Raw genomic sequence first — 16,806 nt, 5'->3', positions numbered from 1 at the left:
TTCGCAAAACCGTGCGCTGCCAAGAGGCGCCGGATCAGGGATATCAATGAACCAGAGATTGCAGGGGCTGAGCCCCGCTGCCACCCAACAGGTGATGATGGCCGGCCAGGCCCTCGACGCGGGGCGGGTGGACGAAGCGGACCGGCAATTGGCCGGTGTCCTGACCGCTTACCCGGATCACCCCGAAGTCCTGCGCATGAAGGCGGGCATCTACAGCCTGCGCGGCGAGCACCCCGACGCCATCCGGGTCATGCAGCGCGCCTTGGCGCAGCGGCCGCAGGATGCCGCCTACCACAACACCATGGGCTCGCTGCTGGGGTCCGCAGGCGAGTACGAGGCCGCCATTGCGGCCTTGCGGCGCACCTGCGAATTGCTGCCCAGTCTCGCACTGGGCTGGTACAACCTGGGCGTAGCGCTCACCAAATGCGTCCGCAACGAAGAGGCTGTAGAGGCCCTTCAGCGCGCCGTTTCACTGGCGCCTGACCAGGCTGGCGCACGCGCCTTGCTCGCGGACCTGCTGCGCACGCGCGGCAAGGTCGATGAAGCCGCCGCGGAATACCGCCGCCTGCTGGCCAGCTACCCGACGGCGGGCCTTGCATGGTGGGGGCTGGCCGATCTCAGAACGCAGAACTTTACCGACGACGACATCGCGCGCATGCGCGCCGCCTGGCAGCGCGCCGACGCCAGCGAACCTGACCGCGTGGCCATTGGCTTTGCGCTGGCCAAGGCGATGGATAACGCTGGCCGCTATGGCGAATCGCTGCAATGGCTGGAGCAGGCCAACACCGTCGCCAGGCGCACTTATGGCTGGGACGCGGCGATGTTTTCCAACAGCGTGTCGTCCATCAACGCGGCATTCGAACACGCGACCGCTGGCGCTGACGGGCAGCTGGGCCACGAGGTGATTTTCATCGTCAGCCTGCCGCGCTCCGGTTCCACCCTGGTCGAGCAGATTCTTGCCTCGCATCCCTCGGTGGAAGGTGCTGGCGAGTTGCCCGACATGCCCCAGGTGCTGGCCGAGGAGTCGCACCGCCGTGGGAAACCCTTCCCGCAGTGGGTTGGCGATATGCAGCCGGCCGACTGGCAACGCCTGGGCAAGCGCTATCTCGAACGTACCGCGCACTGGCGGCGCAAGCGCCCCGTGTTCACCGACAAACTGCCCAACAACTGGATCTACATCGGCGCCATTCGCGCGATGTTGCCTGGCGCGCGCGTGGTGGTGTGCCGCCGCGATCCGCTTGAGACATGTTTCTCGTGCTATCGCCAGCATCTGGATACCAGCAACGGCTATACGCGCACGTTCAACGATCTGGCCAGCTTCTGGCGCGATTTCGATGCCAGCGCGAAATATTGGTCGTCGCGGTTCCCATCGCATGTGATCGAGCATAGCTACGAAGCACTCGTCGCCGAGCCGGAAACGCAGATCCGCGAATTGCTCGATGCCTGCGGGCTGCCGTTCGATGACGCTTGCCTGCATTTCCACGAAAACACGCGCGACGTGCGTTCTCCCAGCGCCACCCAGGTGCGCCAACCCTTGCAGAGCAACACGGCGCGCACGGCCCGCTACGGCAACCTGCTCGATCCGTTGCGCAAGGCACTTGGCCTGCCGCTTTGGCAATGATGAGCGAACCGGCGAACGGCTCGTTGTCCATGTACGGTGACGTCCAGCAACTGCTGGCCGCCTACGCGCAACGCGCTGCCGATGGCGCCGCCGAGGCCGCCCGGCGGATGCTGGTAGACGCGCTGGCACAGGCGAGCGAAGACGACGTGCTGAGCTGCGGTCGCTCACTGGTACTCAGGGGTGACCTTACGGCTGCGATGGATGTCTTTGACGCAGGCGCCAACCGCATGCCCGACTCTGGCGATCTTCATGTCGGGTTGGCGGGTCTGCACTGGCAGATGCAGCAAACGGCGCAAGCTGAAAAGGTGCTGCAAGCGTGGTTGCAGCGGCACCCTGACCATGCGCCCGCTACATTCCTGCTCGCTCGCCTCTTGCGCGAACAGGGCCGCATGCAAGCGGCAGCCGATGCCGTGTGCCAGCTGTTCGCCCAGGGTGCACAGGATGCGGATACGGTGATCCAGGCCGTCGAGCTGCTTGACGACTACCTGCGTCCCGCCGACGCCGCTGCCATTTGCGAAGCGGCGATCGCTGCCGGGTCCAACGATCCACGCATCCATGCCTACGCGGGCATGCTCGCTATCCAGCTGGGCAACTTTGATCGGGTGCGGGAGCGTTACACCTATGCGCTCGGCCACGAGCCGCAGGCGATCGAGTGGAATATCCCCATCGGTTTGTCCGGCCTGCAACGCTACCGCGACGCCGGCCACCCGGATTTCGCGCTGTTCGAGGACGTGATCGGACGAAAGGACGTCAGCGACGGGACGCGCACAACGACGCTGTTTGCGCTTGGCAAGGCCTATGACGACATCGGTGACTTTGCAAAAGCCGCAAGCTACCTGCGCGAGGCGAATGCACGCGCACATGCCGGAAGCACCTGGTCGCGCAAACAGTGGAAGCGATTGATCGAGTCGCGCCTGGCGGCAGCGGCTTATTCCGAATCACTGCAGTCAACCACCGGCTGGACACCCGTGTTCATCGTCGGCGTTCCACGCTCGGGCACGACCCTGCTCGCCGAGTTGCTCGCTCGCCATCCGGGAGTCTGCAACCGGGGTGAGCTGGGCTGGCTGTCGGTGATAGCACAGCGGCTTTCCATGGCCAGCCACACCGATCGTTCGTCGCTTGAAGAAGCGGCCGGCCTCTATGCGGCGCAGCTCAGGCAAGACGATTCGCAGGCCCAGTGGTTTATCGACAAGCAACCACTCAACCTGCTGCACGTCGATCTGATCATGGCGCTGTGGCCCAACGCTCGCATCATCTATTGCCATCGCGATGCGCGCGACACCGCGCTCTCGCTTTGGTCGCAATCGTTCCACGATCGGGCGCACGACTACGCTTACGATTTCCAGGATATCGCCGCCGTGATTCAGGGCTGCCAGCGCTTGATGGCGCACTGGCAGGAACGCTACCCGGCGTCGATCCTTACCGTGCCCTACGAATCGCTGGTGGCCGCACCTGACGCGCACGTCGCCACGCTCGCTGAGTGGCTCGGTTTGCCGTCATCGCCACGCGACGCTCAGGCTCAACCGGATCGCGGTATCAGCACGGCCAGCGCATGGCAGGCGCGTCAACCGGTCTACACCCGCTCCGCCGGACGCTGGCACCACTACGCCCCGTATCTGCCCGATCTGCTGAAAATCCCGGAACACTGAGGCAGCCCGCATCGCAGGCTGCCATTCGGTCCGACGACTAGGACGCCACCTCGGTGGCATAACCCCAGTGCTGCAGCATGGGTTCCAGAATCGGCAACACCGGCTCGAAGTGCCGGCGATAGTTCTGCCAACGCCCAAGACCCTTTCGATTCACCGGCTCAATGACCTGCGAATAGCTGGGCGTTCCGATGAAGGCCTTGTTGCGAGCATGCTGATCGAAGCTCAGCATGGCAGACGCATCGTCAAGCTCCAGGAAGCTCGCGATGCGGGCGACCTGTTGCGGGAAGTTTGCCACCAGGTCTTCATAGCGCGACACCATCACCGCCGGCTTGAAATACTCGACCTCCGCCAACCAGTTCTGCATGGTTTCCACGTAGGCGTGTGCCAGCCGCTCAAGCGAGCCGCAAGCGGCTGCCAATGAACTGGCACGGAAGCTCTGCATGTAACAGCTGAGGATCACATCGCAGGGATGGCGCACAGCGAGAATGTACTTCGCTGCCGGGAACAAGCGATGGATCATCCCCAGCCACTGCATGTTCAAGGGATTCTTATCCACAAGACGCGTGTCCGGCCGGCGCTCAATGCGCTCTCCCACCATGGTGTGATACAGCTTGCGCAGCTCATCGCAGTCGTACTGCCGTAGCACGCTCAAGTCTTCCAGGATGCGTGGATCGTGCCTGCGCAGTACATCGGACAGCGTGTTGAAGAACGGATTCTCGTCCATCGACTGCAGACCCGGATGCGCGTCCAGCATCTGCTCCAGCAACGTCGTGCCTGATCGCGGAAAACCCACCACGAAGATGGGCGAATCTTTGGTATCCGGCGCGATCAGTTGAGGCCAGCGGTGATACTGCTCGGCCGATACGCGTGGCGCCGCCACGTGGAGTGCCGGCGCATCCGGCGTGAAGAACTCCGGCGAATCGAAATGTCTTTCAACCGCCTCCAGACGATGCGCGACCTTGAACGCCTGCATCGCCGCCTCAGCGTCGCCCGTCTTGTCGCAGACCGTGCCAAGCGCGAAAAAGTGCGCGTAATCGTCGTCGCCCTGCGGTCCGCAGCGTTCCAGGATGTCCCGCGCGCCTTTGGGGTCTTTCCTGCGCAGCATGAGCGTGGCCAGCAGGTGGTCCACCTCATTGCGCTGAACATCGGTGACGTCAGCCGTGTTTACTACGGACTCCGCCAGGGTCTGGGCATCGGCCAGCCGGTTGGAGCGCTCATAGGCGGTGGCCAGCAACACTTTGGCCTCGAGATGGCCAGGCTGGCGAACCGCAAAGTCCTCCAATAGCTCGGTTGCTTCGGGAACATCCCCCTTCAGCACAAGTACCTGAGCCAGATCCAGCTGAAGTGCGTCGTTATTGAGCGGCAACCAGCTGCGCCAGGGCTTGAGCATCTCGTCTGCACCACCGAGATCTTGGCAAGCGCAGCAGGCCCTGGCCGCCTGTATGCGTGCCCAGACCGACGATTTGTCCAGCGCCACCGCATCCAGCAGTGCATTCCGCGCCGCCAGGTAGTCGCGGCGTTCGAGCAACAGGAGCCCCTGGCGCACCCGCGAGATGGGGTTGCGCGGGTCCAGATGGATGGCTTTCAGATAGGCCTTTTCGGCTTCGCCGAGGTCGCCGACAGACGCAAGAACAACCCCATAGTTAAGCCAGTGCACGCTGTTAAGGGGATGGAGGCGCGCGAGATCGGCGAGGATCGCCATCGCTTCGGGCAGGCGCTGCTGTTGCTGCAAGCAGGTGGCGAGCAACACCAGCAGATTTTCGTCATCAGGGACTTCAGCCAAAGCCATTCGGCATTGCTGCTCCGCCTGGAGAACCTGGCCGGCCTGAATGGCCTCGACAATCGTAGAAAGTGTGTTGGTCATCATGAGCAAAAAAAGGGCCGCGTGAAGATCACGCGGCCCGTCAAGATTAACTTAAAACAGTAACTTAGAACTTGACCGTGACACGGGCGTAGTAGTAGCGGCCCATCAGGTCGAAGTCAGCCGGATCGGTATTGGCGTTCAACGTATTGTTCGCGTAGAGCAGCGGCGGCTGCTTGTCGAACACGTTGTTGATACCGAAGTCCACACGCGTGTTGATCGGAGCGATGTTGTAACCGACCGACATGTCGTTGTAGACGGTGGCGCCGTACTTCAGCTCCGTACCGGCCGGGGTGTTGGCACCCATCGGCTTCGTTGCATCCGGCGAACCAGCCGGCGCACCGTTCTGGAAGCGGCCGATGTAACGCATGCGCCACTGAGCACTCCAGTTGTCGAACTGGTAGTCCACGTAGCCCTGTGCACGCCAGCGCGGGAACAAGCAGCCACCGATCGCATCCGGGCAAGCTGCTTCCTGCGGCGAACCGTTCGGCAGGAAGTGACCGGCATTGTGATAGGTCACGCTACCCGGCTGGCCCGGGGCCGTCGTCTGGTTGAAGTGCTTCAGGTAGGTCGAGTTGACGCCCACGTTGAACTGACCGAACGAGAACTGCGGCAACTTGTAGTTGACCGACCAGTCGATACCGCTCGTGTCCAGACGGCCCAGGTTGCCCGTGGGTTCGACCGTGCTGATGCCGATCTGGCCAGCGGTCTGACCGCTCTGAACGCGGTGGATGAACTGGCAGTTCTCAACCAGGCCGGCGGCGCAGGTATCCAGCAACGTCTGCAGACCGATCTGGGTAATGGTGTTATCCAGATAGACGTGCCAGAAGTCCAACGTGGTGGACAGGCCCGGCACATACGACGGGCTATACACCAGACCCGTGTCGAACGACTTGCCGTGCTCCGGCTTGATCGGCAGCCCAGCCAGGTAAGCGCCCTGCGTCAGGGTCGTCGCCTGGTTCTGCGCCTTCACGTTGGTGTTCTTGAACGAGCCATCGGTCGGCACGCCCTGGCAAGCCAGAGCCAGCGACGAACCCGCCGGTGCACCGGTATAGCCATCGCACGGATCGTTGGTGAGGTACGGAGCGTCAGAACCGGACGCCAGCAACTCGGTCACCGCCGGCGCACGGAACACTTCTTCCATGGTGCCGCGGAGCAACAGGTCGTCGATCGGCTTGTACTCGAGCGCGAACTTGAAGTTGTTCGTGGTGCCGAACGGACCGACGTCGGAGTAGCGGTCACCGATGGTCAGGTTCAGCGACTGCACGCCCGTCATGCCAGCGAGAATCGGAATGAACGCTTCGGCGTACACGTCCTTGTTGGTGTAACCGCCCTGGAAGCCGGCCAGACACTGGCTACCCAGTACGCAGGAGCCGGTCTTCGGATTGACGATCAGCGAGGTGTCCGGAATGGAGCGGTTGTACTCCTTGCGCCACTCGTAACCCACGGCCAGCTGCACGGCACCGGCCGGCAGGCTGAACAGTTCGCCGCTCAGACCAGCGTGCCAGGTCTTCTCGATCAGGTACTGATTGCTCGAAGCAGTAACCAGCGCGGCGTGCAAGGCATCCTTGTTAGCCGGGGCGTTGATGTTGAACGGGTTGAACTGACAGGCAACCGCGCTGACGCCGCCCGGACACGTCGCCGTGCCGTCAGCATTCAGGGTGGACGGACCGGTGTACAGGAGCGTCTGATTGACCAGACCAGCGGTCGTGGTGTTGATGCTCTCGTGGCCGTAGTTCAGGCCGACGTCCCAGTTCCAGTTCTTTTCCCAAACCGTGAAGTCACCCTTGAAGCCGGTGTTCAACTGGGTGTCCGTGCGGCCGGTGAAGGCCTGGCGGAAACCAGCCGTGGTCAGGCGGGTACGGAACGAGGAGTTGCTCGAGGTGAGCGTCTGGTGGGTCGGGTTGAACGCGTTGGCGCCATTGATCGACGCACCCGTCGAGTCGGTGCCATAGACCGCCGGTGCCAACTGGAAGTTGGCCGAGGTCTTTTCATAGATGGCATCCATGTACGCGGTGACATGGTCGGTGAGATGGTAATCACCGAAGATGAAGGCACCCGTACGCTCCTGCGGGGTCATGATCAGGTTGACCGCGGCGTAGTTGTACTTGTCCGACTGCTGGAAGCAGTGGTAGTTGGCCGGGGTCAGCTTCGTGCTGTCACCGCCCGCATTGAGCGCCACGTAACCAGCGAACGAACCGGTGCCGCAATTGCCGTTCGGGAAGCCCGTAACGCCAGTCGGCAGCAACAGGAAGGTGTGGTCGGTCGAGGTCGAACCGCCGATCTTCACGCCCTTCGTGGTGAGCGTCAGCGCGTTCTTGGAGAAGTCGCGGTTAGCCGACTCGACACCATCCTGCTTGTTGTAGGTGATGCCGGCCATGATGTTGCCCTTATCGGACGTCTGGCCGAAGGTAAACGTATAGCCGCTCTGCTCACCGTCGTTGCGGTCGGACTGGCCGACCTGGGCGGAGAACGTAGCACCCTGGTAGTTCTTACGCAGGATGAAGTTGACAACACCGCCGATGGCGTCCGAACCGTAGGTGGCCGACGCACCGGTCGGCAGCACTTCGATGCGCTCGATGGCATCGACCGGAATGGCGTTCGGGTCCTTGCTGAGCAGACGCTGGCCGTCGACCAGGATCAGCGTGCGCTTGGAGCCCAGACCACGCAGGTTGATGGACGACGAACCCGTACCACCACCGTTGTTGATCTGCGGGTTGACGTTACCGCCGGTCATGGCCGGCAGCTGCTGGACGAGGTCGCCGAGCGTCTGCTTGCCGGTGGCCTGGATCTGGGCGCGGTCAATGGTAACAACCGGGCTGGACGTCTCGACGTCCACACGGCGGATCAGCGAGCCGGTCACGGTAACGGTTTCGAGCGTCTTGCTCTTGGCCTGATCCGGCGGCGGCGTAGTGGACTGCTGTGCGTCCTGTGCAAAAGCTGTGGTGCCGTAGGCGCTTGCTGCGAGCACACCCAGCGACAGAGCCAGGCGCACCGACGTGCACAGTTTATTTTCCCCAAACTTCATGAGAACACCCTCCCGATATTTATTTATGACTGGGTTTGAAAGTTTTTCCCCGCTTCAAACCCGCGCCCTAGCCAACAAAAGATGTAGGGGTAGGCCTGGGACCTACAGCGCAGCGCATTTATCACGCTTTACTTACAGATAGTCAATAAATTCTATACGGCAAGAAATTACATTTTCCGGGCTTTATCGCATTTTCTTGCGGATTATCTCGTTACCTGAAAACGCGTCCGCAGCCTCCGGTGCTTGCTGCGATGCAGTGACCTTCGTTGGAGTCCGGTGAAGCCGTGGTGAAAATGGCCTGACCCGGGGCCGAGTGGCCGGGCCAGGCCGCTGATTTGACGGGAGTTCAGTCCGACAGGGCGTCGTCTTCGAAACGCAAGTGCTTAACGCTGCGGCCCTTGCGGCGCACAAGCTTGAGCGCTTCTATACCAATGCGTATGTGGCGTTCAACAAATTGCGTCGTCACGCTCCTATCACTTAATTCCGTCTTAACGCCCTCCGGAATCATTGGCTGATCGGAGACCAGCAGCAGGGCTCCACACGGAATCTTGTTGGCAAAGCCGGCCGCGAAGATGGTCGCCGTCTCCATATCTATAGCCATGCAGCGGGTCCGGCGCAGATAGTCCTTGAAGCGCTCGTCATGTTCCCAGACCCGGCGGTTGGTGGTGTACACCGTGCCGGTCCAGTAGTCGTAGCCCAGGTCGCGGATCATGGTGGAAACGCCGCGCTGCAACTGGAACGCCGGCAGTGCCGGCACCTCTGGCAACAGATAGTCGTTGGAGGTGCCTTCGCCGCGAATGGCCGCGATGGGCAATACCAGGTCGCCGATGGCGTTCTTCTTCTTCAGACCGCCGCACTTGCCAAGAAACAGCGCGGCCTTGGGCTCGATGGCACTGAGCAAATCCATCACGGTAGCCGCGTTGGGGCTGCCCATGCCGAAGTTGATCAACGTGATGCCGTCGGCGGTGGCATTAGGCATGGGTCTGTCGCGCCCCTGCACTTCCACGCCATGCCATTCGGCGAACAGGTCGACGTAATGGCCAAAATTGGTCAGCAAAATATGCTGGCCGAACTGCTCCAGCGACGTGCCGGTATAGCGCGGCAGCCAGTTGGAGACGATCTCCTGCTTGTCCTTCATTGAGACCCCATGAGGTCGGCGCAACGGTGCTTCCGCTGCGCGTTACCGGCGACGCCACACCGGCAAGATGCCAAATCAGTGCGCGCATGTTAGCGGTTGCGGGCCGTTGCCGGTACCCGGGCGCTCCGCATTTTTTGTTCAAGGCACTTCGCTTTGCTATCCAAGAGGTCCGGCGTCCGCTGCCCTCTCGCAGGCTCGAGCGGAAGCACATCGGCATCGTGTACGAACCTCATCAAGGCACCCGATGGCGTTACCAGCCATCTCTTATATATGGACTGCTATTTGCCACGGCATTGGTTGCATCTGTAAGTACGCCATGGCGCAGATCGGGCCGGGCGCATGGCCCAGGGGGCAGGCTCGGCAGCCAAGGGCACGCGTGTTATGTTGGCCGCGAGTTTGAAATGGGGAGTAAAACGATGCGGATGGGACTGGCCATCGATGCGTCCTGCGATGTGTCGCAGGCGTTCTTGCAAAAGCACAACATCGCAGTCATGCCGATCACCGTCCGCATCGACGATGAGATCTTCCTGGACAACCGCAATCCAGTCGAGCTGCATCGCTTCCTCGACCGCAACCTCGGCAACCGCAGCCACTCGGCAGAGACCATACCTTGCTCGGTTGAAGATGTTCAGAAGCTGTTTCTGGAGAAGCTGGTGCTGGAGGAGGACTGCGTGTTCTGCCTCACCATCACCGCTACCCGCAGCGGCATCAACGAGAACGTCATCAAGGCGAGCTTCGCTGTATTGAAGAACTACCGGGAGGCGCGCGAGAAGTGCGGCCTCACCGGGCCGTTTCTGATGCGCGTCATCGACACCCGCAGCCTGTTCGCCGGCTCGGCCCCCGCCATCGTCGAGGCGGCCCGGCTGATCGAGGCCGGCGAAGCGCCGGCGGCCATCCGCGAACGCCTCACTTATGTCGCCAACAACTCGTATGGCTACATGCTGCCGCGCGATCTCTACTACCTTCGGGCCCGTGCCAAGAAGAAGGGCGACCGCAGCGTCGGTCTGGTCAGTGCCATGCTCGGCTCGGCGCTCGATATCAAGCCGCTGCTGCGTGGTTATCGTGGTGAAACCGGCCCGGTCGGCAAGGTACGAGGCTTCGAGCATGGCGCCGAAACGCTGTTCAACTATGTCGCCAAACGCGTGCACGCCGGCTTGCTGGTTCCCGCTGTCTGCGTAAGCTATGGCGGTGACGTCTCCGAGCTGTCCAAGCTGCCGGGGTACGATGGCCTGCGTTCCGCCTGCCAGGAATGCGGCGTCGAACTGATGGAAGCGCCCATGAGCATCACCGGCATGGTCAATGTGGGTGAAGGCGCGGTAACCCTGGGCTTTGCTGCCGAGGAGCATGTCGCCGAGTTCTGAGTGAGTCTGGCACTCACGGGAGGCTTCGCATGATCCGCCTGTGTATTCTCGCCTTGCTCTGCCTGATCTGCGTGCCGGCCCTCGCAGGCACTGCCTATCAGTGCACAGCCGCCAGCGGCCGGGTGTCGTACCAGGACAAGCCGTGTCCTGGAAACCAGCGCCAGCAAGTGCTTCAGCTCGACGATTCCGCGCCGGAGATGCAACCGCCTCCGCCAGCGCCACCGCCGCCGGTCAGCGCCGCGACGGCGCCCGAACCGCCCCTCCCTGCCCAGGTGGCCACCCCAGCCGAACCCTTGCCCGTGATGTATGCCTGCGTCCGCGCCACGGATGGCAAGACCTACCTGAGTGAAAACGGCGAGCCCGCGCCGTATCAGGTGCCGTTCGGGATTCTGGGCGCGGGCTCGCTGCCGCTGTCACAGGTTTACGGACCACCCAACAGCGCCGGAGCCTCGGCACCGGAACTCAACCGTGGCCGTGTTTCACCGGCACTGGTCGGCAACTACTTTGTGTGGGTGCAGGATCAATGCCACGAGCTCACGCCCAGCGAAACCTGCCGTGCACTGCGCGACGAATACGACGACAACGCAACCAAGCTTCGGCGCGCCTTCAAAAGCGACCAGCCGCCGCTGGAAAAACGCGAGCAAGAATTGCTCGCGCAGCTGCGGAACTGCTGAACCGGAGCCCGTCGGCGTGGCGCGCACACTGATCCTTCATCGTGTGCTTGAGGCATCGCCATCAACGACACCTCAACCTGGCTACGCCACGGCTAGCCTTCGACGTTGAGTCGGTCGACCAGGGCGCCGACGGTATCCAGGTGATGGACGATGACATCGCGGCGCCGTGCGGGCGTGGCGTTGGAGTCCGCCTCATCCAGAGGCAGGCCGCCAAGAAGCCGCAATGATCCCAGCAGACGATGCAGCAGCTCGCGCTGCTGCTGGACGTCGCCGGCTTGCAATGCTTTGTCCAGCGCCTTTACGTCCGCACGGCTGCTCTCGAGCAACTCCGTCAGCATGTCACGTACTTTCTCTCTGGTTCCGAACACGTCCGTGAGAAAGGCAAGCAGCTCGTGATCAGTCCCGTTCTGTTGACTGGCTTGCTGCTCCGTGTGATCGCCGCCAAGCAGTGCGTCGATCTTGGCCTTGAGGTCATCCAGTTGCATGGGCTTGGCAAGAAAGTCGTCCATGCCCGCATCGATACACTGATGTACATGCTCCGGCATCGCGCTGGCTGAAATGCCGACGATGGGCAGGTGGCGCATGCCATCGCCGCCATGCGCTTCCGACGCCCTGATGCGCTGTGCCAGCGCGTACCCGTCGAGCACAGGCATATGGCAATCCGTGACCAGCAGGTCGTAGTGCGAAGAAGTCAGGGCGTCCCAGGCCTTCTGGCCGTTATCCACGATGGTGTGCGCAAAGCCGAGGCGATCGAGCTGCCGTTCGATCACGGCCTGGTTTATCGGGTGATCCTCCGCCACGAGAATGCGCGCTCCCATGACCGGGGCTTTCGGAGCCGTGACGGCTTTCTTCGCCTCCGCCCGGACACCCAGCGCCGTGCAGCAAGCATCCACCGCGGAGCGCCAAAGGAGTGGGTTGCCGCATAGCAGGACGTTTCCATCATCGACGTACATGCCCTGATGATCACCCGAAGACACCACGCGTACGGCAGCCACCTGCGCCGAAACCAGTTCCGGTACCGAAAGGTCGGCGTCGATCAGGTAAATGTCGCCATCGCTTCCTGACAACTCCGCGAGATCTTCGACATCCACCTCGGTAACGTTGAAGCCCATGGCCGACACCGCATTGGACAGCTCCCTTTCGAGCATGGCATCGCGAGAGCAGACCAATGCTTTCTTGCCACTCACTTCCGGGATAGGCATGAGCTCCCGTACCGCGGGCAAGGTGACCTCGAAGTTGGCGTGGGTGCCGAGCCCAACCTTGCTATTCAACTGAACGGTGCCGCCCATCAAGTGGGCGAGACGCCGGCAAATGGTCAGCCCAAGCCCGGTGCCGCCATAACGGCGTGTCGTAGAAGCTTCTGCCTGAGTGAAGGGCTGGAACAGGCGGCTCAACTGCTCTTGGGATATGCCAATGCCCGTGTCGGTCACGGAGATCCTCAGGCTCTGGCCTTCGTTGGTTTCACCAAGCCGATCGATACGCAAGGCCACGTAACCTTGCTGGGTGAACTTCAACGCATTGCTCAACAGGTTATTGATGATCTGGCGAATGCGGTTGGCATCTCCCATGTACTCCGCGGCCAGCCGCCAATCGAGACTCAGGTGAAGCCGAATGCCCTTCTCCCTGGCACGCGCTGCCAGAATACCCATGACGCCATCGGCCAATGCACGCAGGTCGAAAGCTGCGGGCGCCAGACTCAGGCGCTCGGCTTCAATCCTCGAGAAATCCAGAATGTCGTCCAGGATCTGCAGCAACGACTCCGCCGAGTCCTGCACCATGCCCACCATGCGAGCCTGCTCCCCATCGAGCGGCATCTTCGAGAGCAGCTCAATCAGGCCGAGCACGCCGGCCATCGGCGTGCGGATTTCGTGGCTCATCATGGCCAGGAACGCGCTCTTGGCCCTTACGGCCGCCTCGGCCGCGGCTTTCGCATCGGTCAATGCCTGCGCCTGCTCTTTCTCGTCGGTAGCGTCCTTGCAGTAGGCGCTCCAGGTGAGACCACCATCGGGTGTTGGCCGAGGCTCGCCACCGAGCGCACGAATCCATCGGATCTTTCCGTCGACCACAATGCGGAACTCGACCGACTCCGAAACCTTCTCGTTTATAGATTTGGCGACGGCCGCCTGGACCGCTGGCAGGTCTTCGTCGACAGCACTATCAAAGGGGCTCGCGTGGCCGGACAGGATGTCTTCGCGAGGGACACCAAACAACTTGAACGCCTGCCCGCTGACATGGTCGTAAGTTCGTGAACCATCGGGCGAAATGCGGTACGTGAGAATGACCCCTGGCAAGCTATCGTTGATATCGATGAGCCGGCGTTCGGACGCACGTGCACGCGATTCCGCATTACGCAACCGCCTGTAGGCAAGGCCGATGGCAGCGACCACTAGCGCGCCGATCGCCAACCCGCCGAACACCCATCGCCACGGCGCGCCATATTGATACTCAACGCGCAGCCAACGGCTGCGAATGGCCTGCCGATCGCTGTCCTTGACGTTGACCAGCACTTTGTCGATCAATGCGGCGAGTCGTGCATGATCGGGGATCACCCCAAAAGCAATGTCCTGATCCACGCCCACGGATGCAATGACACGCAGACTACCCGCATGACGGTCGCGAATAAGCGCGTCGATAGCGGGAAGCGTGCCTACATAGGCCGCCACTTCGCCGGACTCCAGCTTATCCAGTCCTGCCTCATTGCTCGTGACGGGCACGAGCTCACTCCTGGGAAGCAGCAACTTGAGGCTGTTCTTGAGACCGGCCTCATCGCGCATGGCCACTTTCTTGCCAGCCAGATCTCCCTGCCCCGCAATGATGGGCCCGTTGGTCCTGGCAACGATCACTTCAGGAAAATGTTCGTAGGGCCGACTGAAAACCATGTCCGCCGTATTGAAATCGGTCGGCATGACGGCGGCGACAAGATCGACTTCCTTGGCCCGCACGCGGCGTTGCAGTTCATCCCAGTCGCGCGCGGGAACAAGCTCAATCCGCAGGCCAAGCTCCTTCTTGAGCAACGCAACATAGTCGGCCGCAAGGCCGTCCAGCTTCCTATCCTTGTCTATGAAGCTATAGGGGAACCGGTCGGTTTCGAAACCCAGTCGAAGCGGCCCCAGGCTAGAAAGCCAGCGTTTATCGCTTTCCGTAAGTGCGCGAATGTCCGGCACTGGCGCTCCGTCTTTGGCAGGGATCCACCAACGAGAGCGCAGAACCGCCAGTTCATCCGGTACGACGGTCATCTCGGCCTTGTGCAGTAACTCCGCAAGCATCGCCTTGTCTTTAGGCACGGCAAGCGAAACCGGGATAGGTTCGATGCCGGCAATGGGGGAGAGCAGACTCAGATCATTATGTTCGCGCTCAGACAAGAGCCAGCGGGTGCGAGCCGCTCCACCAATGTAGGCATCCGCAATACCTGAGGCCACCATATCCAAGGCCTGCTGCCCATTGTCGCCATAGACAAAGGTGGCGCCGGGAAACCGCGCTTTATACCTCGCAATAAACGGCGTGAACCCGCGCTCGATGGCAATGCGTGCGCGGGTCAGGTCATTCTCATCACGTATGACCTGATCACCTTTGCGGGCTACCAGTACAAATTCCGCGGCGGTGTAGGGGCGCAAATAGATGAATCGGTTGTTGGCACCCGTTCGCTGCGCAACCAGGAGGTCAAACGGACCCGATGTGCTTCCATCGCCATAGGCGACATCCTGCCAGTCGGAGAACGGGCGGAACTGCGGCCTCAAACCCAGGCGGCCCAGCAGCAACTTGGTGTAATCCACGCCCAGGCCCTGAGGCACACCAGCGACCCAACTTTCTGCCGGGAGATGGTCGCCGGTATAGATCCCGACTTCGACGACCGGATGCGCGACGACCCAGTCCTGCTCCGTTTGAGTCAGCGCAACGCTGGACCCGCCTGCGGCCTGCGCCACACCTGCCAACGGCATAACGGCCAGGAGCACGGCAACACAGAACACCAGGATCCGCCTCACCAACCCCACACGCAAAGACGTATGACCGGACTTTCCAGCATAAGCATCCCAGCTGGTGGCGTGATCATTCATAGGGAGCCCCAGAACCGCGATCCAAAATGGAGAATCTAGAAACCGCCGCCTACCCGTTCTATAAGAATCCTCTGAGATTCCACGGGGAGCTTCCCTAACCCGTCGCGAATGAGCAGCCGGTCACCGTTCGCGGTTCAACGACGCATAGTTCTCGCCAACCTGCGCGAAAAAAGCGTGAAGCCGAAGGGTGAGGGGAAACGGACCATTAAGTGCGCGTACGCAGGCTGCGCCCATCGGGCGAATCAGCCTCCCGGCACCACACATCCGCGCAGTGACTCAGCACGATGCAGGCCTTTGGGATGACGGCTGCGCGACGGGTCAGAAACCGTAATTCAGAAACCCGCCATCAACGGCCAACACCTGACCCGTGATGTAGCTCGCCGCCGGCAGGCACAGAAATGCGATGGCCGCAGCCACCTCCTCCGGCTCACCGATGCGGCGCAGCGGTGTGCGGTCGAGTACTTCGTCGAGGTACTCGTCGTTGGCCAACGCCGGCTCCGAACGCTGCGTGCGGATGTACCAAGGCGCCACTGCGTTGACCCGGATGCCGTCGGCCGCCCATTCCACCGCAAGATTGCGGGTGAGCTGATGCAGCGCTGCTTTGGTCATGCCATAGGGCGAACCGGTGCGTACATGGGTGACGCCGGACACGGAGCCCACATTCACGATCGCCGCGTTGGCGTGCTGCACCAGCTGCGGGTGCGCCAACCGGCACATCTCGAACGCCGAGAAAAGGTTCTGTTCGAAAATCGCGCGGTACTCGTCCTCGCGATAGTTCAATGTCGGTGCCGGCTGGTTGCCGCCCGCATTGTTGATCAGCAAGGAAAGCGGCGCCCCGAGATCGGCCACCCAGTCAAAAACGGCCAGCCGTTCTTCCTGCTCGCTCAGGTCGGCACCGAAAGCCAGCACATCAATACCCGGAAAATCGTCGAGCAGCTCGACGCGCACCTGCTCCAGGTAGTCGGCATCGCGTGCCACCAGCAGCAAATTGGCGCCAAGGCCGGCGAGCTCGCGCGCGGCGGCGTAGCCTATCCCCTTGCTGGCACCGGTGATCAATGCGGTATGGCCTTGAAGCTGCCAGGCGTCAATGCGTGCGTTCATGCCCGGAGCTTAGAACCAGTGCGCTATCGACGCCAAGCTTGCCCGTTACGATGCCACACGAAACACTGTTGCTGCCCTATACAAGGATTGCCCATGAAACGGCTGATTCCACTGCTGTGCCTGTTCGCCCTGACCGCCTGCTCCGGCAAACCGCCCGCACCGGCCTCGACACCCGCAGCCGCCAGCACCGCCCGGGTGGCCACACCCTGGGACGACCTGAAGAAGGACGAACAGCGCGCCCGCGATGTGCAGAAAACGGTTGACGAACAGGCGGAAAAACAACGGCAGCAGATCGACGACGCCAGCCATTGATCGACG

10 protein-coding genes are annotated in these 16,806 nt (G+C 61.9%); 5 read left to right on the top strand and 5 right to left on the bottom strand.

The window, feature by feature from the left end; genetic code table 11:
- Positions 1-46 precede the first annotated feature (46 nt).
- Both OQE56_RS04700 and OQE56_RS04695 read left to right on the top strand, forming a co-directional pair.
- Positions 47-1,621 (top strand): tetratricopeptide repeat-containing sulfotransferase family protein, encoded by a 1,575-nt coding sequence (locus OQE56_RS04700; RefSeq protein WP_267222084.1) that lies wholly within the window; start codon positions 47-49, stop codon positions 1,619-1,621.
- Between the two features lie 29 nt (positions 1,622-1,650).
- Positions 1,651-3,270, top strand: a complete 1,620-nt coding sequence (locus OQE56_RS04695; protein ID WP_267222082.1) for a tetratricopeptide repeat-containing sulfotransferase family protein — start codon at positions 1,651-1,653, stop codon at positions 3,268-3,270.
- Between the two features lie 37 nt (positions 3,271-3,307).
- On the opposite strand, the gene OQE56_RS04690 is transcribed toward OQE56_RS04695, so the two are convergent.
- From OQE56_RS04690 to OQE56_RS04680, 3 genes are all read right to left on the bottom strand, one after another.
- The gene (locus OQE56_RS04690; RefSeq protein WP_267223359.1) at positions 3,308-5,134 is read right to left on the bottom strand and encodes a tetratricopeptide repeat-containing sulfotransferase family protein; all 1,827 of its coding nucleotides are present in this window, start codon (positions 5,132-5,134) and stop codon (positions 3,308-3,310) included.
- 64 nt (positions 5,135-5,198) lie between these two features.
- Positions 5,199-8,159, bottom strand: coding sequence for a TonB-dependent receptor domain-containing protein (locus OQE56_RS04685; RefSeq protein WP_267222080.1), 2,961 nt, complete (start codon positions 8,157-8,159; stop codon positions 5,199-5,201).
- 346 nt (positions 8,160-8,505) lie between these two features.
- Positions 8,506-9,297: an AMP nucleosidase gene (locus OQE56_RS04680; protein WP_267222078.1), complete on the bottom strand. Its 792-nt coding sequence runs from the start codon at positions 9,295-9,297 to the stop codon at positions 8,506-8,508.
- Positions 9,298-9,713: 416 nt separating this feature from the next.
- Between OQE56_RS04680 and OQE56_RS04675 the strand changes: the two genes are divergently transcribed.
- Entirely contained in the window at positions 9,714-10,658 is a 945-nt protein-coding gene (locus tag OQE56_RS04675) for a DegV family protein (protein ID WP_267222077.1), read from the top strand.
- Positions 10,659-10,687: 29 nt separating this feature from the next.
- The gene (locus OQE56_RS04670; protein ID WP_267222075.1) at positions 10,688-11,332 is read left to right on the top strand and encodes a DUF4124 domain-containing protein; all 645 of its coding nucleotides are present in this window, start codon (positions 10,688-10,690) and stop codon (positions 11,330-11,332) included.
- 92 nt (positions 11,333-11,424) lie between these two features.
- Here OQE56_RS04670 and OQE56_RS04665 read toward each other — a convergent pair whose 3' ends face one another.
- Entirely contained in the window at positions 11,425-15,387 is a 3,963-nt protein-coding gene (locus tag OQE56_RS04665) for an ATP-binding protein (RefSeq protein ID WP_267222074.1), read from the bottom strand.
- Positions 15,388-15,705: 318 nt separating this feature from the next.
- A complete protein-coding gene (locus OQE56_RS04660; RefSeq protein WP_267222072.1) occupies positions 15,706-16,488 on the bottom strand; it encodes an SDR family oxidoreductase in 783 nt (260 codons plus the stop codon).
- A 93-nt stretch (positions 16,489-16,581) separates the two neighbouring features.
- Between OQE56_RS04660 and OQE56_RS04655 the strand changes: the two genes are divergently transcribed.
- Positions 16,582-16,800 carry a hypothetical protein gene (locus OQE56_RS04655; RefSeq protein ID WP_267222071.1) on the top strand — a complete coding sequence of 73 codons (219 nt, stop codon included), beginning with the start codon at positions 16,582-16,584 and terminating at the stop codon, positions 16,798-16,800.
- The last annotated feature ends 6 nt before the right edge of the window (positions 16,801-16,806 follow it).

The organism is Dyella silvae (assembly GCF_026421305.1).
GTDB lineage: Bacteria > Pseudomonadota > Gammaproteobacteria > Xanthomonadales > Rhodanobacteraceae > Dyella > Dyella silvae.
This window is presented reverse-complemented; position numbering and strand designations above follow the sequence as displayed.

What these genes read in the sequence shown, in the direction of transcription:
- OQE56_RS04700 (WP_267222084.1), top strand. Translation starts at nt 47, where the DNA reads ATGAACCAGAGATTGCAGGGGCTGAGCCCCGCTGCCACCCAACAGGTG.
- OQE56_RS04695 (WP_267222082.1), top strand. Translation starts at nt 1,651, where the DNA reads ATGTACGGTGACGTCCAGCAACTGCTGGCCGCCTACGCGCAACGCGCT.
- OQE56_RS04690 (WP_267223359.1), bottom strand. Translation starts at nt 5,134, where the DNA reads ATGACCAACACACTTTCTACGATTGTCGAGGCCATTCAGGCCGGCCAG.
- OQE56_RS04685 (WP_267222080.1), bottom strand. Translation starts at nt 8,159, where the DNA reads ATGAAGTTTGGGGAAAATAAACTGTGCACGTCGGTGCGCCTGGCTCTG.
- OQE56_RS04680 (WP_267222078.1), bottom strand. Translation starts at nt 9,297, where the DNA reads ATGAAGGACAAGCAGGAGATCGTCTCCAACTGGCTGCCGCGCTATACC.
- OQE56_RS04675 (WP_267222077.1), top strand. Translation starts at nt 9,714, where the DNA reads ATGCGGATGGGACTGGCCATCGATGCGTCCTGCGATGTGTCGCAGGCG.
- OQE56_RS04670 (WP_267222075.1), top strand. Translation starts at nt 10,688, where the DNA reads ATGATCCGCCTGTGTATTCTCGCCTTGCTCTGCCTGATCTGCGTGCCG.
- OQE56_RS04665 (WP_267222074.1), bottom strand. Translation starts at nt 15,387, where the DNA reads ATGAATGATCACGCCACCAGCTGGGATGCTTATGCTGGAAAGTCCGGT.
- OQE56_RS04660 (WP_267222072.1), bottom strand. Translation starts at nt 16,488, where the DNA reads ATGAACGCACGCATTGACGCCTGGCAGCTTCAAGGCCATACCGCATTG.
- OQE56_RS04655 (WP_267222071.1), top strand. Translation starts at nt 16,582, where the DNA reads ATGAAACGGCTGATTCCACTGCTGTGCCTGTTCGCCCTGACCGCCTGC.